The organism is Paenibacillus barengoltzii G22, from assembly GCF_000403375.2.
GTDB lineage: Bacteria > Bacillota > Bacilli > Paenibacillales > Paenibacillaceae > Fontibacillus > Fontibacillus barengoltzii.
This window is the reverse complement of record NZ_KE159653.1, coordinates 1,461,915-1,481,918: the sequence shown is the minus strand read 5'-3', so window position 1 is coordinate 1,481,918 and position 20,004 is coordinate 1,461,915. Positions and strand designations below refer to the sequence as shown.

19 protein-coding genes and 1 pseudogene are annotated in these 20,004 nt (G+C 51.5%); 13 read left to right on the top strand and 7 right to left on the bottom strand.

Features of this window, described 5'->3' with window-relative positions; translation table 11 throughout:
- The first annotated feature begins 58 nt into the window (after positions 1-58).
- A complete protein-coding gene (locus tag C812_RS14950; protein WP_009224430.1) occupies positions 59-511 on the top strand; it encodes a hypothetical protein in 453 nt (150 codons plus the stop codon).
- Positions 512-575: 64 nt separating this feature from the next.
- Here C812_RS14950 and C812_RS14945 read toward each other — a convergent pair whose 3' ends face one another.
- The 3 genes from C812_RS14945 to C812_RS14935 form a co-directional block, all read right to left on the bottom strand.
- Entirely contained in the window at positions 576-1,019 is a 444-nt protein-coding gene (locus C812_RS14945; protein WP_009224431.1) for a hypothetical protein, read from the bottom strand.
- Between the two features lie 312 nt (positions 1,020-1,331).
- A complete protein-coding gene (locus C812_RS14940) occupies positions 1,332-3,110 on the bottom strand; it encodes a SulP family inorganic anion transporter (RefSeq protein WP_016313489.1) in 1,779 nt (592 codons plus the stop codon).
- A gap of 102 nt (positions 3,111-3,212) precedes the next feature.
- Positions 3,213-3,542, bottom strand: coding sequence for an ArsR/SmtB family transcription factor (locus C812_RS14935; RefSeq protein ID WP_016313488.1), 330 nt, complete (start codon positions 3,540-3,542; stop codon positions 3,213-3,215).
- 358 nt (positions 3,543-3,900) lie between these two features.
- Between C812_RS14935 and C812_RS14930 the strand changes: the two genes are divergently transcribed.
- The 6 genes from C812_RS14930 (at position 3,901) to C812_RS14905 (ending at position 9,019) form a co-directional block, all read left to right on the top strand.
- The gene (locus tag C812_RS14930) at positions 3,901-4,962 is read left to right on the top strand and encodes an ABC transporter ATP-binding protein (protein WP_016313487.1); all 1,062 of its coding nucleotides are present in this window, start codon (positions 3,901-3,903) and stop codon (positions 4,960-4,962) included.
- Positions 4,963-4,998: 36 nt separating this feature from the next.
- Entirely contained in the window at positions 4,999-5,364 is a 366-nt protein-coding gene (locus C812_RS14925; RefSeq protein WP_016313486.1) for an antibiotic biosynthesis monooxygenase, read from the top strand.
- A 170-nt stretch (positions 5,365-5,534) separates the two neighbouring features.
- Positions 5,535-6,290: an exodeoxyribonuclease III gene (locus C812_RS14920; protein WP_016313485.1), complete on the top strand. Its 756-nt coding sequence runs from the start codon at positions 5,535-5,537 to the stop codon at positions 6,288-6,290.
- A 229-nt stretch (positions 6,291-6,519) separates the two neighbouring features.
- Entirely contained in the window at positions 6,520-7,251 is a 732-nt protein-coding gene (locus tag C812_RS14915; RefSeq protein WP_016313484.1) for an ABC transporter ATP-binding protein, read from the top strand.
- The gene (locus C812_RS14910; RefSeq protein WP_016313483.1) at positions 7,248-8,300 is read left to right on the top strand and encodes an ABC transporter permease; all 1,053 of its coding nucleotides are present in this window, start codon (positions 7,248-7,250) and stop codon (positions 8,298-8,300) included. Before C812_RS14915 ends, C812_RS14910 begins: the two co-directional genes overlap by 4 nt.
- 50 nt (positions 8,301-8,350) lie before the next feature.
- Positions 8,351-9,019, top strand: coding sequence for a TetR/AcrR family transcriptional regulator (locus tag C812_RS14905; protein WP_016313482.1), 669 nt, complete (start codon positions 8,351-8,353; stop codon positions 9,017-9,019).
- Positions 9,020-9,095: 76 nt separating this feature from the next.
- Here the strand turns inward: C812_RS14905 and C812_RS21930 are convergent.
- Positions 9,096-10,432, bottom strand: a pseudogene (locus C812_RS21930) (IS3 family transposase).
- A gap of 247 nt (positions 10,433-10,679) precedes the next feature.
- On the opposite strand from C812_RS21930, the gene C812_RS14890 reads away from it, so the two are divergent.
- From C812_RS14890 to C812_RS14865, 5 genes are all read left to right on the top strand, one after another.
- A complete protein-coding gene (locus tag C812_RS14890; protein ID WP_016313481.1) occupies positions 10,680-10,964 on the top strand; it encodes a hypothetical protein in 285 nt (94 codons plus the stop codon).
- An 86-nt stretch (positions 10,965-11,050) separates the two neighbouring features.
- Positions 11,051-11,791, top strand: coding sequence for a response regulator transcription factor (locus tag C812_RS14885; RefSeq protein ID WP_016313480.1), 741 nt, complete (start codon positions 11,051-11,053; stop codon positions 11,789-11,791).
- On the top strand, positions 11,788-12,873 hold the full coding sequence (locus C812_RS14880) for a sensor histidine kinase (protein ID WP_016313479.1): 1,086 nt from the start codon (positions 11,788-11,790) through the stop codon (positions 12,871-12,873). Before C812_RS14885 ends, C812_RS14880 begins: the two co-directional genes overlap by 4 nt.
- Positions 12,874-12,888: 15 nt before the next feature.
- The gene (locus C812_RS14875) at positions 12,889-14,181 is read left to right on the top strand and encodes a molybdopterin-dependent oxidoreductase (protein ID WP_016313478.1); all 1,293 of its coding nucleotides are present in this window, start codon (positions 12,889-12,891) and stop codon (positions 14,179-14,181) included.
- A 347-nt stretch (positions 14,182-14,528) separates the two neighbouring features.
- The gene (locus C812_RS14865) at positions 14,529-15,938 is read left to right on the top strand and encodes a deoxyguanosinetriphosphate triphosphohydrolase family protein (protein ID WP_016313476.1); all 1,410 of its coding nucleotides are present in this window, start codon (positions 14,529-14,531) and stop codon (positions 15,936-15,938) included.
- Positions 15,939-15,991: 53 nt separating this feature from the next.
- On the opposite strand, the gene C812_RS14860 is transcribed toward C812_RS14865, so the two are convergent.
- A complete protein-coding gene (locus tag C812_RS14860; RefSeq protein WP_016313475.1) occupies positions 15,992-16,561 on the bottom strand; it encodes a thymidine kinase in 570 nt (189 codons plus the stop codon).
- A gap of 246 nt (positions 16,562-16,807) precedes the next feature.
- On the opposite strand from C812_RS14860, the gene C812_RS14855 reads away from it, so the two are divergent.
- On the top strand, positions 16,808-18,259 hold the full coding sequence (locus C812_RS14855; RefSeq protein ID WP_016313474.1) for a serine hydrolase domain-containing protein: 1,452 nt from the start codon (positions 16,808-16,810) through the stop codon (positions 18,257-18,259).
- Between the two features lie 13 nt (positions 18,260-18,272).
- On the opposite strand, the gene C812_RS14850 is transcribed toward C812_RS14855, so the two are convergent.
- On the bottom strand, positions 18,273-18,839 hold the full coding sequence (locus C812_RS14850; protein WP_016313473.1) for a 5' nucleotidase, NT5C type: 567 nt from the start codon (positions 18,837-18,839) through the stop codon (positions 18,273-18,275).
- 157 nt (positions 18,840-18,996) lie between these two features.
- Entirely contained in the window at positions 18,997-19,950 is a 954-nt protein-coding gene (locus C812_RS14845; protein WP_016313472.1) for an aldo/keto reductase family protein, read from the bottom strand.
- Positions 19,951-20,004: the final 54 nt, after the last annotated feature.

Below are 20,004 nucleotides of genomic sequence, written 5' to 3'. Positions count from 1 at the left end.
TTGGAGTTTTAATGTACTAAAATGAAAAGTTTATATGGAGAAGATGAGGTGATGTTCTATGAAACGTTATAAATACATTGCAATTGGAATAATTTTAATTTTATTAGTTGCCGGTACATTGATTTTTTTAAACCATTCAAAAAATACTACATTTAACGAGATTGTGATGAAAGATATAAATACTGATGAAATAAGCTCATTACAAGTCATTAGTCGATTATATAACTCTGCAGATGAAGATGAACGATCTATAACTGACAAAAATGAAATCAATAAAATTGTAGATTATTTTTCACAGCTTGAGCTAAAGAGAACGAATTTATCAAATATTAGTTACACAGAGTCCTACTGGATAACTATAAAAGTCAACAGGGAGCTAGCGTTTGGTTTAATCCTTTATGATAACCATTACATCAATATTTTTGAGTATAACAGGGGCAGATCTTCATATTACAAAATAACAAGCAAGGTTGATCCACCGGTCGTTATTCAGGAATTATTTAAAAAGTAAGTTTTCCGGAGTATAAAAAAAGCAACCCTTCTACTAAAAAAAGGGTTGCTTTTTTTGATAAATATTACAGAATTTGCCATCCCCCACTTTTTGAATGAACTCGAGTTACTACGCCGTTACCTGTGATGAAACGAACGCCAGCCGTTTCGTACTCAATAAAAGGAAAGTTAACTTCCAGTAAATCAAAGTTTGGATTATCAACCAAAAAGTCTTCGAGGTATCCTAAATGCCAATATCCATCGTATACCATCTCTTTAAGAATCTCTTTTTCATTTGGAATAAGATCGGTTACAATGCCGAGAACGGCAGTTGCTAAGCCTACTGCTGTACTTTTAAGAAATACAAGTCCTAAGATAGTAGCTGATGCACTCAACGCATCTGCTAAAGTGCTAGAATCGGTAGGACTAACAATACCCTTGTCATAAATTTCCCTTTGCGCTCTTTCAGTTTTTCTTACACCGTCCAAACTTAAAATAACTTTAGCTGCATACTCCTTTGTAAATGCCATAGACTAAACATCTCCTCTTCTGATTTGTCGAGAGCTAGGTACCTATTGCTTCTCAACTATAAGGGACTTTCATAGCTTCTTAAAAATATCCCTCACATCTCTTAAATTATGAAACTGTGAAAGAAATGATTGGACTATTTCATTGGGCAATAATATTGATTTTGAGAACTAGATATAGAATAGTAATTAAACCGAATGTCATAGGGGAAGTAGTTATGGAGGATCCCTTCAAAACAGCATAAAAAACCTCCCAAATAGAATGTACTACATCCTATTTGGGAGGTTTTAGCCGGATTTACAGCCCCAGCAGAGCTACACCGTAACCTTGCTTTCCCGAGCCAGCGTCCCGGCGAGTTCGGTACGCTTGTGCCGCTCGTGCTCCGCCGCCCCGCACAGGGCGGCGCATTCGCGGAAAGCGAAATGCTTGCAGCCGCGGCACTTGTCGTTGTTGATTTGGCTTAAAGCGTAGGTGAGGGCTTCCCCGGTGCTTTCAAAAAAATGCTCTTCGCCAATCATGGCATAGCAACCGGCTTTGTCCATCAGCTTGCGCGGCTGCGCACGAAGGCCGGAGACGAGGACAGTGATGCCGGCTTGTTGCAGCCGCTTGATCAGGGCGGCAAAATTCGCTTCGCCGGTCGTATCCATAAACGGTACCTTGCCCATTCGGATCAACACCACTCGCAGCAGTCCGCCTTCAATTTGCGAGACAAACCGATCAAACGCTTGCGAAGCGCCAAAGAACAACGGTCCGTCGATGGTGAAAATGGAAACTTGCGGGCAATCATGATCCTTGGACACGATATGCGCCCGTACCTTCTCCTTGCCGGAGGCCCAATCGGGCAGCACCTTGTCAACGGTGAGCAGGTCACTCATCCGTTTGACGAACAGCAGAACAGCCAGCACCAATCCCACCTCGACAGCTATGGTCAACGTCGTAAATACGGTCAGCAGGAACGTAACGATCAGTACGAGCGTATCGCTGGTCCGTGTCTTCAGCATGTGGACAAACGCTTTGCGCTCGCTCATGTTCCAGGCGACGACCATCAGGATCGGGGCCATGCTGGCCAGCGGGATGTTGGATGCATATGGCGCAAACAAAGCGACGATCAGCAGCACAACGACGCCATGAATGATGCCGGAAAAAGGAGACACTGCTCCGTTCTTGATATTCGTCGCCGTGCGGGCGATCGCCCCGGTCGCTGGAATGCCGCCGAACAGCGGAGCGGCCATGTTGGCGAGACCTTGCCCGATCAGCTCGCGGTTGCTGTCGTGACGGGTGCCGGTCATGCTGTCCGCTACAACGGCAGAGAGCAGCGATTCGATGCCGCCAAGCAAGGCGATGATCAGCGCTGGCTGGAGCATCGGTACGATGTTGTCCCAGGACAAGGCCAGCGGGTGGAAATCCGGCAAGCCGCCGGGAATCGCCCCGTAAGCGGAGCCGATGGTCGTCACCCGGTCGGGGAACAGCCACGTCGCAGCTAACGTAGACACGAGGATGCCAACCAGCGATCCGGGGATTTTCGGGAGAAACTTGGGCGTCAGCAGCAGGGCTGCCAGGCAGATACCTGCAGTCAGGAAGCTGTAGAAGTTAAACGTATGAAGCTGCAGGAAGATTTCCTTAATATTTTCATGAAAATATTCATGCCGCTTCATCCCGGTCAAACCAAGGAAATTCCCGATTTGCCCGCTGAAGATCGTCACCGCAATGCCGGCGGTAAACCCAATCGTGACCGGCCTCGGGATGAATTTGATCAGCGTTCCGAGCCGCAGCAGGCCCATCAACACCAGCATGATCCCGGCCAGAAAGCCGGCGATCAGGAGATTCTCATAGCCGTATTGCAGCACAATTGCGAGCAGAATCGGAATAAACGCCCCGGTAGGGCCGCCGATTTGGAATCGGGATCCGCCTAACAGCGAAATCAAGATCCCGGCGACGATCGTCGTATACAGCCCATACTCCGGCTCGACGCCGGACGCGATTGCAAAAGCCATCCCAAGCGGGAGGGCCACGATGCCAACAATACACCCCGATATCAAATCTTTGCGCAGCGTTGCCGCATGAACATTGGTGAACCTTCCACTCCACTTCATCCGTTAAACCCTTCTTTTCTTAAAAATCTGCATTTCATAGAGCAAGTACTTTCCTACAAACAAAAAAGACCCCCGCAGCCCGACGGGGAAACTTGAGGATCCTTATTTTTGTTTTCGGATCCCGCGCAGTAAGGAAATGGATTCGACCAAATGATTGTCGAAAATTTGCCGGGTTACTGCGAGCAAATCTTTCAGCAGTGGATCTCGAAGCGAGTAAACAACCGTCGTGCCTTCCTTGACGGTATTGACCAGATTTTTGGCCCGAAGAACGGCTAATTGTTGAGATACGGCTGACCCTTCCGATCCAAGGATCGATTGCAGCTCGTTGACATTCCGTTCGCCTTCGCTCAGCACCTCCAGAATACGAATTCGCATCGGATGGGCGAGAGCTTTGAAGAATTCCGCTTTAAATTGTTGCAAGTTCGCGTCCATCGATTAAACTCCTTAAAATCATAAATTTCATATCTCTGAATCTTTGCATATTTGATATCTTATCATAGCCTCGGCAGGGTGTATAGAGAAATAGTCTGACTTAAAATTGAAAATTTCGCGAGAGCTCAGGGGGATAGGAGGGCACAGGGACTGGGTTTTTCCATTTGAGCTTTGACAGACAAATATGCTATACTTAATAATGATAATCATTATCATTAAATGGCGAGGAGAACTTCAACGGGTTAAACCTAGTTATCTTAGTTAATCTAGTTCATCCGTTTCATTAGGTTCTGCCCTCCGTCATCTTACTATAGAGAGACTCCGATTAGGGGAGTGGAGAGTGAGGAATCGGGATAACATGGAACACTTATTGGAAGTGAAGGATTTGGCCATCTCGTTTCATACCCGGGAGGGGGAAGTGCAGGCCATTCGCGGCGTGAACTTCTACGTCGACAAAGGAGAAACGCTGGCCATCGTAGGCGAATCGGGCTCGGGCAAAAGCGTCACGTCTCAGGCCATCATGCAACTGATTCCCCGGCCGCAGGGCGTATATAAACGCGGGGAGATTTGGTTTGACGGGCAAGAGCTGACCAGCAAAACGGAGAAACAGATGCAACGGATTCGCGGCAAGGAGATCGGGATGATCTTTCAGGATCCGATGACCTCGCTCAACCCAACCATGAAGGTAGGGAAGCAGATCACCGAGGTGCTTCATACCCATGAGCATATGTCCAAAGAGGCCACGTACCAGCGGGCCGTGGAGCTGCTGGGTCTGGTTGGGATCAAGTCGCCCGAGCGGCGCTTTCACCAATACCCGCACGAGTTCAGCGGCGGGATGCGGCAGCGGGTCATGATCGCCATTGCGCTGGCGGCCAACCCGAAGCTGCTGATCGCCGATGAGCCAACCACGGCGCTGGACGTTACGATTCAGGCGCAGATTCTGGAGCTCATGAAAGAGCTGCAGCGGAAGATCGGCACGGCCATTATTTTTATTACACACGACCTTGGCGTCGTAGCTAAAATGGCCGACCGCGTCGCGGTGATGTACGCCGGGCAGATCGTGGAGACGGGGACGGCGGAGGAAATTTTCTATGACCCGCGCCATCCGTATACGTGGGGACTGCTGGCCTCGATGCCAAGTCTCGATGGACATGGCGGCGGGAAGCTGGCGGCGATCCCCGGCACGCCGCCGGACTTGATCCGTCCACCGCAAGGGGACGCGTTTGCACTGCGGAGCTCGTACGCGATGAAGATCGACTTCGAGCAGGAGCCGCCGCTGTATCGGGTATCCGATACCCATGCGGTGAAGTCGTGGCTGCTGCATCCGCAGGCGCCGCAGGTTATGCCGCCTGAAGCGGTGAGCCGGAAGCGCCGTCAGCTGCCGGGGACCTATGAGGTGCCGGTGCTTGCGGAGGCGTAATCAAGAAGCGATATTTTTTCCATAGGGGGAACCGGAATGTTTGTGATGACAAGGACCATGGTTATCGAGAAAGGGAACAGCGACAAGGTAATTGCTAGATTTAGTCAGGAGGGCGCCATCGACCAGATGGAGGGCTTGGTGGACATCAGCGTGATGGTCAACCGGAAGAGTCAAGAACATGAGGAAGTCGTAGTCGTCATCCGCTGGGAGTCGCAGGAAGCATGGAAGAATTGGGAGAAAAGCGATGCGCACATCCAAGGCCACAAAAATAACCGTGGAAAGCAGCCGCCTTCTTACCTCCTCAACACAACAGTGAATATGTACGATGCCCAGGTCGTGAAGAAGGGTAAAGCCTTTTTGAAGATATCAGAAAGTATAAACTACGGGGGATTGACATCCTGATATCGCAAAAAAACATCCGCTAAACGCGGTCTGTCTACTTTGAATGTACGTCGATAGACGTTTTTCTAAATGGCGTACGACATGTTAAACTGGAATCATGATTCATAGACGAGATTGCTAGATTTGGATGATTTGCGTTTTCTCGATTACATTAAGGCAAGGAGATTATCATGAAGCTGGTTTCATGGAACGTCAATGGACTGCGCGCTTGCGTGGGCAAGGGATTCTTGGACTATTTCAAAGAGGCGGATGCGGATATCTTCTGCCTTCAAGAGACGAAGCTGCAGGCAGGGCAAATCGAGCTGGACCTTGGCAGCGACTACGAGCAGTATTGGAACTATGCGGAGAAAAAAGGCTACTCCGGCACCGCCGTCTTCACGCGCATCAAGCCTTTGTCCGTGCGTTACGGCATGGAGGAGGACTATGAGCCGGAGGGGCGGATCATCACGCTGGAATTCGAGCAATTTTATCTCGTTACCGTATATACGCCAAATGCGAAACGCGACCTCTCCCGTCTGGATTATCGGATGGAGTGGGAGGACCGGTTCCGTGCTTACCTGACGGGGCTGGATGCAGTCAAGCCCGTTCTCGTATGCGGCGACCTGAACGTCGCTCACAATCCTATAGATATTAAGAACGCCAAGTCCAACGAAGGCAACTCTGGGTTTACGCTGGAAGAGCGCGGCAAAATGACGGAACTGCTGGCCTCCGGGTTTATCGATACGTTCCGGTATTTCTATCCAGACCGTGAAGGCGTGTACAGCTGGTGGTCGTATATGCCGAAAATTCGCGAGCGGAACATCGGCTGGCGGATCGACTACTTCCTCGCTTCCTCCCGGCTCGCGCCGAAGCTGCAGGATGCAGGCATCGACTGCCACATCTTGGGCAGTGATCATTGCCCAGTGTCGTTGACGGTTGAATGGTGATTGTTCACTAAAATAAAACCAAGAACGCCCTAATTTCGCTTACGCTGCGCTAGAAGGGCGTTCTTTTGTGATGAGCGGCGCAGGGATTTGGAGTGATGCTGTAGATTTTCCACTTAAAATGAGTGATTACTCACTTGACTATTTTCGCACCTGGGGGTATATTTGAACCATTAAGGAAATGTGAGTAAGTACTCACATCAATAACCTGTCCCCTAGAGGAGTGGTGCAGATGTCTAGCCAAGAAGTTTGTATTCGAACGCAAGGTGTGACTCGCAAGTTCAATGATAAAGAGGTGCTGCACGGGATCAGCCTGGAGGTGCGGCGCAATGAGATTTTTGGACTGCTGGGACCGTCGGGCTCGGGCAAGACAACGCTTGTCAAAATGATCGCCGGCATCGACGAAGCGACTAGCGGCGAGGTTGAGGTGCTGGGCATCCGCATGCCCAAGCTTAGCATGATGAACCGCATCGGCTATATGGCTCAATCTGACGCAATGTATAACGAGCTTACTGCGAAGGAGAATCTGGAGTTTTTTGGGGCGTTGTTTGGGCTGAAAGGTGCAAAAATGAAGCGTCGGATCGAAGAGGTGATGGCGCTCGTCAATTTGACGGATCATCTGAAGCGTCCGCTCAGCGCATACTCCGGCGGGATGAAACGCCGCTTATCGCTGGCGATCGCGCTTATGCATGAGCCCGAGGTGCTCATTCTCGACGAACCTACCGTCGGGATCGACCCGGTGCTGCGCAAGTCAATTTGGGACGAATTCGAAAACCTGAGCCAAAAAGGCACAACGATTCTCGTCACGACCCACGTCATGGACGAAGCTGACAAATGCCATCGGCTGGGGATGGTGAGGGACGGCCATCTGATCGCCGTAGGTACGCCGGAGGCGCTGAAACAAGAGACTGGCAGCGCAACGATTGAGGAAGCATTTTTGCATTACGGAGGGGTTCGTGTATGAGAATCCGGGCTGTCATTGTTCGTATCGCTCGTCAGTTTATTCATGATAAAAGAACGATGGCGTTGTTGGTTGTCGCTCCGCTTCTGGTCTTATCCTTAATGTATCTTGTGTTTAATGGGGATACCTACCAACCGAAAATTGGTACCGTAGAGCTGCCGGCGGCGATAACGGAGAAATTAACCGCTGCTGATGCGAAAGTCACTGCCTACGATACCGTGGAAGCGGCTGAAGCAGCCTTGGCTGATCAAGAGATTGATGCATTTATTCGCTTAGATCAGGGGGCAGCGCAGGTGAAGCTGGAAGGCAGTGATCCCTCCAAAAACCAGGCGGTCATGCTTCTTATGCAAAAAACGCTTCAAGGGCAAGCGGCTCCAGCCGGAGTCGCAGGAAGTTCGAACGGGCAGGCCGTTGCACCGGAGTTCCAATACTTGCACGGATCCGCAGACATGTCGAGCTTCGACAGCTTTAGTCCGGTGTTGATCGGATTGTTTGCTTTCTTCTTCGTGTTTCTGATCGCGGGGGTGTCTTTTCTGCGCGAACGAACAAGCGGCACGCTGGAACGGCTGCTCGCGACGCCGCTGCGTCGATGGGAAATCGTCGTTGGTTATATGGCGGGCTTTGGGATTTTCACCAGCCTGCAGGCGGTGTTGATCGCCGGGTTTACGGTGTATGCGCTGGGCAGCTTGATGGTGGGCTCTTTTGGATATGTGTTGCTCATCATGTTACTGCTGTCCCTGACGGCACTGAGTTTCGGCACGTTACTGTCCGCGTTCGCCAATACCGAGTTCCAGATGATTCAGTTCATCCCGATTGTGATCGTGCCGCAGGTATTTTTCTCCGGATTGTTTGACCTGGAGAGCATCTCGCCTTGGCTGCGCTGGATCACGCATATCACACCGCTGAAGTATGGCGCGGATGCGCTGCGCGGCATCATGATCCGCGGCGAAGGTTGGAGCGGAATTGCCCTGGATGTGTATGTGTTGGCTGTCTTGTCCCTCGTCTTTATGCTCGCGAATGTCCTTGCGTTGCGCAAGCACCGTAAAATATAGTACGCTGGACAAAGAAGCTAACGATACGAAGGGAAAGGAGAGAGGCCTCTATGTCGGAGAAGAAAGAGCAGTGGCTGGAGGACTTGATCCGGTTGACGGAAGAGGATACGGAGAAGAAGACGGAGAAGCAGATCAAAATTTTGGAGGCAGCCACGGAGATTTTTGCCGAGAAAGGGTATGCCGCCACATCCACCAGTGAAATCGCGCAGAAGGCCGGGGTAGCTGAGGGAACGATTTTCCGCCACTATAAGACGAAGAAGGATCTGCTGCTATCTATCGCCGGACCTATTGTGATCAAGCTGGTTGCGCCGTTTCTGCTGCGGGATTTTGCCAAAACGATTGATATGCCGTATGAACGGGCAGAGGACTTCTTTCGCGCGCTGGCGAAGGATCGGTTCAAGTTTGTTCGGGAGAATATGCGAATTATCAAAATCTTGATCCAGGAGGTCCCGTTTCAGCCGGAGCTGCTGGAGCAGGTGAAGAGTCTGGCCTCCGAGATCGTGTTTGAACGACTCAAGCGAGTGGTCCAGCATTTTCAGGAACAAGGGCAGCTTGTTGATGCGCCGCCTTGGCGAATCCTCCGAACCGGTGCCAGTGTCATGATTGGAATGATTTTGGTTCATGTGCTCTTGGTGCCAGATTTTTCGATCGATGAAGACGAAGAAATTGAGTATACGGTGGACCTGTTGATGTATGGGATTGCTGGTCGTCCCCGATAAATTAAATAGAACTTAAACCCGTTTTAGGCTGAGCCTGAACTGTGACCCAGTTTATGGACAGTGAAAGAAGCCCCGTTTAGGCGGACAATAGATGGCTCCTGTATTGATCAGGAGTCATCTTTTTTAATGTCCATTGGTAACGTTCTGCGTTGTAGTACTGGATATATTCCTCAATCTTCTGGCGTAGTTCCCCTAATGTTTCACAACGACGGTACTCGAGCTCATCCTTTAAGTGACCGAAAAATGTCTCCATAGAGGCGTTATCCCAGCAGTTTCCCTTGCGGGACATCGACTGTTGAATTCCTATCCTGGCGACGCGTTGACGGAACCTAGGATGGGTGTAATGGCTGCCCTGGTCAGAGTGAAGGATCGCTTCGGGATGAATGTTCCCGTCCAGTCGTTCAATCAAATTGTCCAGCGTCCGCTCTACAAGAGACATCTCTAGTGAAGAGGATACGTAGTGGGCGAGGATCTGGCGAGTAGCGCCGTCTTTAACACAAGACAGATAAGCCCACTGCCCGTTACCATATCGGAGATACGTAATGTCTGTCAGCAGTACCTTCTCCGGCACACCTGGGTTAAACTGACGGTTTAACAGATTGGGGCATGTCTTGTGTTCCTGTGTGGCTCTTGCCATTTTACGATAAGGATTGGCTTGGCGTATTCTGGCGACCAGATTGTACTTTCGCATTAATCGGCGAATCTTCTTGTGATTCATGATTACGCCGTTATGCCCTTCTAAACGCATCTTAATAGTCAGTGCACCGGCTTTGCCGCGTAACTGGTCATAGTGACCCTTAATGAGCGCTAAATCCTGCTCATCTGAACGCTTACGTAGTTGTCGCTTTTCTTCAGCCCCCAGCCAGCGATAGTAACCACTGCGGCTGACGCCGGCGAGGATGCACAAGTATTGCGTCATCTTTTTAAAACCGTAGGCTCGAATCGTATGGTTGATTATGGCATAGCGCTCTGCGGACGTTAAAACTGTTTTTGTCTTTCGAGCGCTTCGAGCTTTTTTAGCAGTTCATTCTCTGCTTCAAGTAGTTTGATTCGAGCCTCTGCTCGTTTCAACTTCTGCTCAACCGATAACTCACCTTGAGATGGTCTTCCAACACTGTTTTTGCCTCGTCGATCCTCAAGCAGTCCAGCTTCTCCAAGTTTTTGATACTGCTCTCTCCAACGCTTTAGGCACTTCTTGGGCTTTTCGTTGCCGATAGCTGCGATGTCAAATCCCGCATTCAGAAAGATCTCCATCGGTGTTTTACCTTCTTGATAGGCCTTAATTGCTGCTAGCTTAAAAGAGGGCGTATACGTGATAGTGCGATCTGTGACATGCTGCACGTTAGGATTACTCTCCAGCTGCTTTCTTTGCTGTTCCGTAAACAGCTTGTTTTCGCCTCTTACTTTCCTCATGTTCTTCTCTCCCGTTATCAGATATTCTGATTAAAACACAAATGACCCGCAAGAGGGGCACTTTTTCTTAAAGTGTCCATCTTACGGGTCACAGTTCAGCCTGAAGCGGGTTTTGTTATTTTCTTGGGGGGTGTAAGACTTTCGTAAGACTTTTCTAACACTTTTGCAAGTGGTTTGTTCTTGGATGGTTAGCATTATTCGCTAAGATAATGGGCGAACCAAGTTAAATAATGAAAGGAAGAGAGAAATGAAAAAATTTGGATTGATTCTTATGCTGGGGGCCATGTTGACGTTAGCCGCATGTGGGGCCAAAAGCAATGACATGAACAAAGAGAACATGATGAATGACGGGGGCAACGCCTCCACGGAGATGAACAATTCCTCCGGCAGCGGTGAGATGAACCAAGAGATGATGGGTGAAGAGATGAAAGAGAGCGATATGGACCAGGACATGATGGGCGATGAGATGAAGGATAAAGAAATGATGGACAATGAAATGATGGATGATATGGGCAGCGAGATGGGCAAATAACTTAAAGTTCGTAACCAATCAAACTTCAAGGTATAATGTGATTAACATTGCAGGGAAGACTTACCATATGCCAGGGGGCCATTGTTGTGAGCGCCAAAATTGTAGTTGCCGACGATGAACAAAATATAACAGATGTCTGCCGCCGCTATCTTGAGCGAGAGGGCTGGACGGTTTGGGTCGCCTCAGACGGAGAGGAAGCGCTGCGCCTTTGGGAAGAACATCATCCCGATTTGCTGGTGCTTGACCTCATGATGCCAAAGCTTGGCGGTCTGGAGGTGTGTGATCGGATCCGGCAGCAGGAGGATACGCCGATTATCATGCTAACGGCCCGAGGGGAGGAAGCCGACCGTTTGCTGGGACTCACTATGGGAGCGGACGATTACCTGACCAAGCCGTTTAGTCCACGCGAGCTGGTGCTGCGAATCAAAAACATTTTGCGTCGCACAGGCGTTCAAACGGGTAAAGCCGCTGCAGCGGTCCCCTCAAATTTATCGATGGAAGAAGAACACGGGCCGGCGATTGCGTTTGACGGTCTGGAAATTTATCCGCAGGAGCGGCGGGTGCTGATCAGGGGAGCAGAAGTGGATTTGACGATGAAGGAATTTGATCTTCTGCATTTGCTTGCGAAGTACCCGGGTAAAGTGTTTTCCCGTAGCCAACTGCTAAACCAGGTGTGGGATGTGGCCTATGACGGTGATACTACAACGGTGACCGTGCATATCCGCCGGCTGCGGGAAAAAATCGAGACCAACCCATCGACCCCGGACTGGATCAAAACGGTCTGGGGAATTGGTTATAAGCTGGAAGCGAGGGGGCAGGAGCGATGAAGCTGCGAACCTATCTCCTGTTGGCCAACCTGCTCAGTATCGCGATGATCATCCTTCTGTTGCTGGCATTTTATCGATATATGTTGTTGAACAAGGAGCAGTTTGTCTGGCTGACCGTCGCCTCGATTGGTGCGGGGCTGGTGTCGGCGCTGCTTCATTTCGTGCTGGTGCGGCCGCTGGAAGCTTCGGTGAAACGAATTGGCGAAGGGGCCAAACGGATTGCCGAAGGCGATCTGAAGGCACGGGTGGAGTACACGGGGTTGAAGGAGTTCCGTCAACTCGCCGATCGGTTTAACCATATGGGCGACAGCCTGGAGGCCAGCTTCAAACAAGTATCGGCAGCGGAAGCCGCCCAGCGTGAGCTGGTCGCCAACATGGCTCATGACTTGAGGACACCGTTGGCATCGGTTCAATCCTATGTGGAGGCGTTGGAGGACGATGTCATCCAAGATGAAGCTACATTTCGGCAATATTTAGCGACCATTCGGACGGAGACAGTACGGTTGGGGGAGCTGATTCAGGACTTGTTTGAGCTGTCAACGCTTGAATCGGCCAAACAGGAAACAGAAGAATTCAAGATTTCAGTCGCAGAAGATGTGCTGATTGAGCTGCTGCCGCGATTCGTCAAGCCGTGCGAAGCGAAGTCGCTGCAACTGAAGGTAGAGCTGCCCGATCGTCCGTTAAAGCTGCGAATGGCCCCCCGACACCTGGAACGAGTGCTGCAAAATTTACTGGAAAACGCCGTCAGGTATTCTCCCAAAGGGGGGACAATTTCATGCTCGGCTGTGGAGGTCGACGGCGGTCCTGCAAGTGGTTGGATCCGTTTTGCGATCGAAGATCAGGGACCGGGTATCCCTCCCGAAGAGAGGGAGCGGATCTTCGAGCGGTTTTATCGTTCGGATCGATCACGCAACCGAGAAAGCGGGGGCGCCGGTTTAGGGCTGTCCATTGCGAAGCGTTTAGTGGAGCAATACGGCGGTGAGATCGGCGTCGTTGAATCGGAGACAGGGGGCAGTACGTTTTGGTTCACAGTACTAGAAGCGAATGATGGCAGGCATGCTGAGAATATACAACTAAAATAAGGAGGAGGTGGAGGTATGAAGGGGGTACTGGAGCGCCTGCGCAAAGGGTATGGCAAGAAACTCGTAGCCCTGCATACCTGGAACGGCTGGATCATTGTGATCCTTGCACTGACGGGGCTGCTGCTGGTTGGCGGGTTTTGGCGCGGTTTGCTTGGCGAGGGCCGGGTTTGGCTCAAATGGCTGCATATTGCGGTAGGCGTTGCTTCGATCCTTCCGGTCATTTATTACTTGCTGTTAGCGGGGCAGCATTGGAAGCAACTGAGACAAAAGCCTTGGCAACGGTTGAATGTCATCGTGGTCCTAGCCTTGTTGTTAGGCTGGTTTGGCTCTGGCGTGCTGCTCTGGCAGTTCAAGGCCGTGGGGCCGAGGGTGTCTAATGTCGCGCTCGTCGTGCATGATCTCTTGACCTGGATTGGCTTGCCGTATATCATTTACCATTCCATCACCCGAACCAAATGGTTGAAGGAACCGGCCCGACGGTCAATTAAACCTGAGGCTCGCCCAGCCGCTGCAGGCAAGAAGGCAGAGGTTGTGGCGGCGGGAGGCGCTGGATCCCAGCAAGGTCCCTCATCTCCTCAGCCGGTCTATACCCGCCGAGCGTTTATCCGCGGAGCTATCGGCGTAGGGTTGGCGGTCACGGTAGGGCCAACCTTTCTGAAATGGTTGGGGGACTCCTTTGGCAGCATCGGCGGTACGACAGCGGTGGATAAACTGCTGGAGGAGAATGCGAACAAGCTCGTCCCCAATCCGGTGCCGCTGCCGGACTCCGCACAGGTGGTTGGCGGCGGAGCGCAGGGGCGTTTCCGGATCTATACGGTGACGGATATTCCTACTTTCACCAATGAGAACTGGTCGTTCACGATCGATGGGCTGGTGAACAACAAGTTCAAGTGGAACTGGGAGGAATTCCTTAAGCTGAAGCGTAAGGTGCAGGTCAGTGATTTTCACTGTGTGACAGGCTGGTCGGTGTACAACAATACTTGGGAAGGCATCCCGCTGCGCGAGTTGCTCCAACAAGCCGGCGTGAAGCCCAACGCTCAAACGGTGAAGTTCTACTCGGGGGACGGGGTCTACACCGATACCCTCACTTTGGATCAGGCGAATATGGACGATGTGATGGTTGCGGTGATGCATGATGGCAAACCGATCCCAAGCGATTTGGGCGGCCCGGTAAGGCTGATTGTGCCGAAGATGTACGCCTACAAGTCGGTGAAGTGGCTGAACCGCATCGAGCTTATCGAAGGCGAGCATGTCGGATATTGGGAGCAGCGCGGTTACTCCAACGATGCGTGGGTAGGGCTGAGCTGATGATTCATATCGTAAAAGAAGAAGCTGGATACTCCGTTCAGGAGTTCCGGCTTTTTTGGTTGGAGTCTGTTTTTTGCCCCCTCTTTTTGAGGATTATCCCGTTGCATCAGATCGGTCGCGAAAAACTCATGAAGTATAAACCAAAAAAACGACGATCCCCAGTTCTGATCCAAAGGGATAATCTTGAGATGAGGTGTGCGGAAGATACAGATCCCCATTTTCATCCCCCCGTTTGCTGGGTGTTTTTTTGGTGTAGAGTAACAAATTTGGGGTGCGGTGCTTTATGTTCCGGCTGCGGACGGCTACAATAACAGAAAAGAGAGAACGCGACAAGGAGTGCAAGAGCCATGAATATCCACGAACTCAGAGAGCACCGCCAATACCCGGACAATATCGGACATGAAAATAACCGCGCCACCTTCGAACGCGATTATTCACGGCTGATCCATTCCCCGACCTTCCGCCGGCTGCAAGGGAAGTCGCAAGTATTTGGGGCCGGCACAGGCGATTATTATCGAACCCGGCTGACACATTCGCTGGAGGTCGCCCAGATCGCCCGGGAAGCCGCGCGCAGTCTGCTGCGCACGTATCCGGAGCTGGATGCTGACCGCGCTCAGCATCCAGGATTGGTTATCGATCCGGAGGTGGTGGAATGCGCCGCCATTTGCCATGATTTTGGTCATCCCCCGTTTGGGCATAAAGGCGAAGAGGTACTGGATCAAATTTTGGAGAAGCTCATTGAGGAGAAGGTACGGGCAGCTTTAAAGGGCAAACAGCCGACTCCGGAAGAAGAGCAGCAAACGAGGGCTGCCTTCCGTCAGAAATACGAGCATTTTGAAGGCAACGCCCACAATTTCCGGCTCATGATGTTCCTGGAGAAGCGGGAAAACATCGATGGGTTGAACCTATCCGATGCGGTGTTACTCGGAACAAATAAATACCCTTATCCCGGTACGATCAACAAGAAAGGGTTATATCTGCATGAATGGGAGTACATCTCTTACATACGCGACCGCTGGGGCATTCCTGAGGGCAAGAAGACGTTTGAGGCGCAGCTCATGGACCTGTGCGACGACATCGCTTATTCGGCCCACGATCTTGAAGATGGCATCAAGGCGGGAAAAATCGAGGTGCACGAGCATTTCCTTAAGGACTCGCACATTCAGCGGCTGATTGTCGAGAAGATCATGACGCTGGAGGATGCTTGCTGGACGGGATGGCAACCGCCACAAATTCAGGTCAAGGTGGCCGAGGTGCTTGACGATTTCCTGCGCATCTGGAACGTTAAAATGCCGGTGTGCGATCATGACTATTCCCGCACGCGCCGGGAAGTCAAGGCTTATTGGGTCAGCTTGTTCGTTGGCAGCCTGGGAGTGACCGACGACGGCAATTGGCAGAAGGTTACGTTCGTGAAGGACGGGCAGGAGGACATGGATATGCTGCGGACGGTGAGCGTGCTGAAGAGCTTCGCTTGGGTGACGATGATCCGAGATTTGCGGGTTCAACGGCTGCAGAAGCGCAGTGCTTGGATTATCAAGCGGTTGTGGGATGCCTTTGTTGATCCGGAGACCAGCAAATCGATTATCCCCGGCGACTGGCTGCGCAGATTTGATCGGGACCAAGCTAGACCTAAGCCGATTTGGACATGGGAGCATATGATCATCGATTATATTGCCGGCATGACGGACGCCTACGCGGAAAAGATCTACAACGAGCTGTACGGACTGAAGGTAGGCACAATTTACGACATGGATTAGAAAAGACAAACGGACCGGCGAATAGCCGGTCCGTTATTTTAGATGTGGAAGCTTTACAGCGGCGGATTGGCGTGACATTTCCGGCACACCGGATAATACGACTCGTTGCCGCCGATTTGGATCTGCTCGCCGGTGTAAACAGGTTTACCGTTCTCCACCCGCAGGTTCATTGTCGCTTTGCGTGCGCAGAACCAGCAGATCGTTTTCATTTCCTCGATTTTGTCGGCATAAATCAGCAGCAGGCGGCTGCCCTCAAACAACTGGTTCTGGAAATCGTTCTTCAATCCGAACGCCATCACAGGAATATCCAGTTCATCAACGATACGAACCAGCTGCTTGATATTGCTCTCATTCAGAAATTGGCATTCGTCCACCAATACGCAGTATAAGCGCGGCGTATGATTTTTGACGATTTCAAAGATGTTCGTATCCGGATAAATCGGAATCGCCTCTCGGCGCAATCCGATCCGCGAGGAGACGTAACCAACCTCATCACGGTTATCGATCGCCGAAGTAAAGAGCAGCACCGGTTTGTTCTGCTCTTCGTAATTGTGGGCAACCTTCAAAATTTCGATCGATTTGCCGCTGTTCATTGCTCCGTACTTGTAAAATAATTGTGCCAACGATGACGTCCCTTTCTATTCGTTCTATCGCAAACCATGCTCTTTATTCTAGCATACTTCGCTTCGGTTGTTGGATAGGCTGGCGCGAAATTTGGAGAAAATCAGCGTCTGGAAAAAGTTACATCGCTGCTTCGACCGCGCGGCTGTGCGCTTTGCGGATTTGCATCGCCATCACAGATACCTTGCATGCTCCAGCAGGTGTATAATGGAAATTGGGTAAAAGGCCCAATGAAGGGAGAGGTGGAAATGTCCGTCCATACGGAGAAATCGCTGCCTAGAAAAAGCCTGAAGGAGCTGGGGATCTCGGCTCGGAACGTGATTCATTTTTTGGAATATTTGAAAGCGCATTCGATTGAATTGCATAGCTTCATGCTCATGCGGCAGGGGCATGTTGCGGCGGAGGGCTGGTGGGCGCCTTATGGGCCGGATCTGCCGCATATGTTATTTTCCCTGAGCAAAAGCTTCACCTCAACCGCCATCGGCATGGCTGTTTATGAGGGCAAGCTGAGTTTGGATGATCCGGTTGTTTCTTTCTTTCCGGAAGATGTGCCGGAGGAAGTATCGCCGAATTTGGCTGCCATGCAGGTCAAGCATCTGCTGATGATGGGGACGGGCCATGCGGTGGATACGATGGGGGCGCTTGCTGGGGCGAAGGACGGGAACTGGGTGAAGTCGTTTTTAGCCTTGCCGGTAGAGCATGAGCCGGGGACGGTCTTCGTGTACAATACGGGAGCGACCTACATGCTGTCCGCCATCCTGCAGAAGATCACCGGGGAAACCTTGCTGGAATATTTGCAGCCCCGTCTGTTCGAGCCGCTGGGTATCGAGAATCCAACTTGGGAGAGCTGCCCGCGAGGCATTAATACCGGGGGATTTGGACTCAAAGTAACGACAGAGGATGTTGCGAAATTCGGCCAGCTGTACTTGCAAAAAGGCGTGTGGCAAGGCAAACGCCTGGTGGAGGAGAGCTGGATTGATGCCGCAACCTCCAAGCAGATCTCCAATGGAAACGGCGGAGACAGCGACTGGGCGCAAGGCTACGGGTACCAGTTCTGGCGCTGCCGCCACGGTGTATATCGGGGGGACGGAGCGTTTGGCCAATTCTGCATCGTTCTGCCGGAGCAGGAGGCCGTTCTCGCGATGACGTCCGGGACCAACGATATGCAGGGAATTCTGAACGGCGTATGGGAGCACCTGCTGAGTGCCTTCTCTGAAGGAAATGGAGGCTCTTCCGAAGAAGATGCGGCGGCGGAGCAAGAACTGCGGCATGTATTGGAGGGGCTGGTCTTGGAGCCGCCTCGATTGCAGGCGGATTCGGAGGGGGAGGCTGAGCTCGGCAGCGGTAAAGAATGCGTGCTGGAACCGAATGACTTGGATCTTCAAAGCACGAAGATCGAGATTCAAGGGGATACGGCTGTGCTGACGGTTAAGAACCCGCGCGGTGAGCACCGGATCGAATTAGGTCGCCACACGTGGCGATTGGGGCGGACGGCGCTGTTTGGCGGGGAGGAGCAGATTGCAGCCTCCTTTACCTGGAAGTCGCCGGAAACGCTGCTGCTCACCATCCAGCGCATCGAGACGCCGTTCCGGTCCAGCATCGACATCGAATGGCTGGCCGAGGGCGTTGAAATCCGCCATGCCATCAACGTGTCCTTCGGGGAGACAGCTTCGCCTCCTATCCGGGGGCACGAACAGTAACCGCCGAGAGCAGTTATTCCCTTGGGTAACGTTCCGTCAGCAACCGGTTCACCAAGTCGCTCATGCCCTCCCATGAATCCTTCATGAGGAATTGCTGCTGAATCGGGGCGTTCCATGGGCGCGGGATCCCGATCGTGAGCCGTCCGGCTTCCTTGGCTGGCAGCAAATTATGCGGTCCGTCATCGATGAGCAGATCGAAGTCGAGTAACGTTTTTCGCTTGGCGACGAAGAAGTTTTCAAACGGGATAAACGGTATCCAGCGTTGCAGCCAGTTCCATTTTTCCTGTACAGATGAAGGGCGGGCGGCGGTAACGATGATGACATCATGGTCCTGCGTCATCTTGCGTACTTCCTCGACGGTGTGCTCATCAAAGATCTCCAGCTCCTCATACAAGCCGGGGCGCCCGAAGAAGATGTCTTCATTGCACTCGGGATGCCAAATTTTCGTCATATCGAAGCTGATCATTTGATCCATCGTGAGCGGACGGTCGGGGAACTGCAAATTATGATAATAGATCGCCTTGGGCACGAGATGACAGAGGGTATCGTCCATATCGATGGCTACAATGTGTTTGCGCATGAGGGAAATCTCCTGATTCGATGTATTCTTGGATTGGTATGACTTCCTCTAAGATATCAGAAAAATGCGGTTTTGGGATACCGTAAGGCATGTAAAAAAAGAACCCGGCTCCGTAGCAACGGAACCGGGTTCTTCTGCATGAACAGCCATAGGCGGTTTACAGCTTCACTTCATCTCTGAGAATCTCTTCGATTCGTGTCAATACGTCTTCGCTCAGCTTGATGCCGGAAGCTTTGGCGTTCTCGATCACCTGCTCCGGACGGCTGGCGCCAACCAGTGCGCTAGCCACGTTGTTTTGACGTAAAATCCAAGCCAGGGCCAGGTTACCTACCGTGATTCCAAGTTCAGCAGCAATTCCCTCAAGCTGCTTCACCTTGGCGATGTTCTCTTCCGTAATTCCTTTGCGGACCCATTCCAGCTTAGCTGCGCGGCTGTCCTGCGGAATGTCATTTGCCGATGTATATTTACCGGTGAGCAGACCTTGAGCCAGCGGGGAGAACACTACCTGGCCGATGCCGTGGCGTTCGCTGACCGGAATAACTTCCTTCTCGATATAACGATTAAACATGTTATATACCGGCTGGTTCACAACGATGCGATCCAGCAGGTAACGATCCGCCAAGCCCACGGCTTCCGCAATTTGCGAAGCCTGCCATTCGCTGACGCCAGCGTACAGGATTTTACCTTGGCGAATCAGGTCATCGATCGTGCGCAGCGTTTCGTAAAGCGGTGTTTCCGGATCGTGACGGTGGCAATAAAAGATATCAATATAGTCATGGCCAAGACGCTTCAGGCTGGCATGAACTTGCTCCATCACGTGCTTGCGCGACAAGCCGCGATCGTTAGGTCCGTCCCCCATCGGCCAGAACGCTTTCGTAGCGAGTACGTAGGATTCCCGCGGATAAGCTTTCAGCGCTTTGCCTACCAGCTCTTCGGCAGCTCCTCTTTCATATACATTGGCGGTGTCAAAGAAGTTGATCCCTAGATCGTAGGCGGTTTTGATCGATTTCTCCGCATTTTCACGTTCGACATACCCGCCGTAAGTCAGCCAGCTTCCCAAGCTGATTTCACTGACTTTGAGGCCGCTTCCGCCTAGTCTTCTATATTCCATGTTTCGTCATCCTCCTTGAGCATTTGAATTGTAACCATTTTCATTCTATAAAAG

What these genes read in the sequence shown, in the direction of transcription:
- C812_RS14950 (WP_009224430.1), top strand. Translation starts at nt 59, where the DNA reads ATGAAACGTTATAAATACATTGCAATTGGAATAATTTTAATTTTATTA.
- C812_RS14945 (WP_009224431.1), bottom strand. Translation starts at nt 1,019, where the DNA reads ATGGCATTTACAAAGGAGTATGCAGCTAAAGTTATTTTAAGTTTGGAC.
- C812_RS14940 (WP_016313489.1), bottom strand. Translation starts at nt 3,110, where the DNA reads ATGAAGTGGAGTGGAAGGTTCACCAATGTTCATGCGGCAACGCTGCGC.
- C812_RS14935 (WP_016313488.1), bottom strand. Translation starts at nt 3,542, where the DNA reads ATGGACGCGAACTTGCAACAATTTAAAGCGGAATTCTTCAAAGCTCTC.
- C812_RS14930 (WP_016313487.1), top strand. Translation starts at nt 3,901, where the DNA reads ATGGAACACTTATTGGAAGTGAAGGATTTGGCCATCTCGTTTCATACC.
- C812_RS14925 (WP_016313486.1), top strand. Translation starts at nt 4,999, where the DNA reads ATGTTTGTGATGACAAGGACCATGGTTATCGAGAAAGGGAACAGCGAC.
- C812_RS14920 (WP_016313485.1), top strand. Translation starts at nt 5,535, where the DNA reads ATGAAGCTGGTTTCATGGAACGTCAATGGACTGCGCGCTTGCGTGGGC.
- C812_RS14915 (WP_016313484.1), top strand. Translation starts at nt 6,520, where the DNA reads ATGTCTAGCCAAGAAGTTTGTATTCGAACGCAAGGTGTGACTCGCAAG.
- C812_RS14910 (WP_016313483.1), top strand. Translation starts at nt 7,248, where the DNA reads ATGAGAATCCGGGCTGTCATTGTTCGTATCGCTCGTCAGTTTATTCAT.
- C812_RS14905 (WP_016313482.1), top strand. Translation starts at nt 8,351, where the DNA reads ATGTCGGAGAAGAAAGAGCAGTGGCTGGAGGACTTGATCCGGTTGACG.
- C812_RS14890 (WP_016313481.1), top strand. Translation starts at nt 10,680, where the DNA reads ATGAAAAAATTTGGATTGATTCTTATGCTGGGGGCCATGTTGACGTTA.
- C812_RS14880 (WP_016313479.1), top strand. Translation starts at nt 11,788, where the DNA reads ATGAAGCTGCGAACCTATCTCCTGTTGGCCAACCTGCTCAGTATCGCG.
- C812_RS14875 (WP_016313478.1), top strand. Translation starts at nt 12,889, where the DNA reads ATGAAGGGGGTACTGGAGCGCCTGCGCAAAGGGTATGGCAAGAAACTC.
- C812_RS14865 (WP_016313476.1), top strand. Translation starts at nt 14,529, where the DNA reads ATGAATATCCACGAACTCAGAGAGCACCGCCAATACCCGGACAATATC.
- C812_RS14855 (WP_016313474.1), top strand. Translation starts at nt 16,808, where the DNA reads ATGTCCGTCCATACGGAGAAATCGCTGCCTAGAAAAAGCCTGAAGGAG.
- C812_RS14850 (WP_016313473.1), bottom strand. Translation starts at nt 18,839, where the DNA reads ATGCGCAAACACATTGTAGCCATCGATATGGACGATACCCTCTGTCAT.
- C812_RS14845 (WP_016313472.1), bottom strand. Translation starts at nt 19,950, where the DNA reads ATGGAATATAGAAGACTAGGCGGAAGCGGCCTCAAAGTCAGTGAAATC.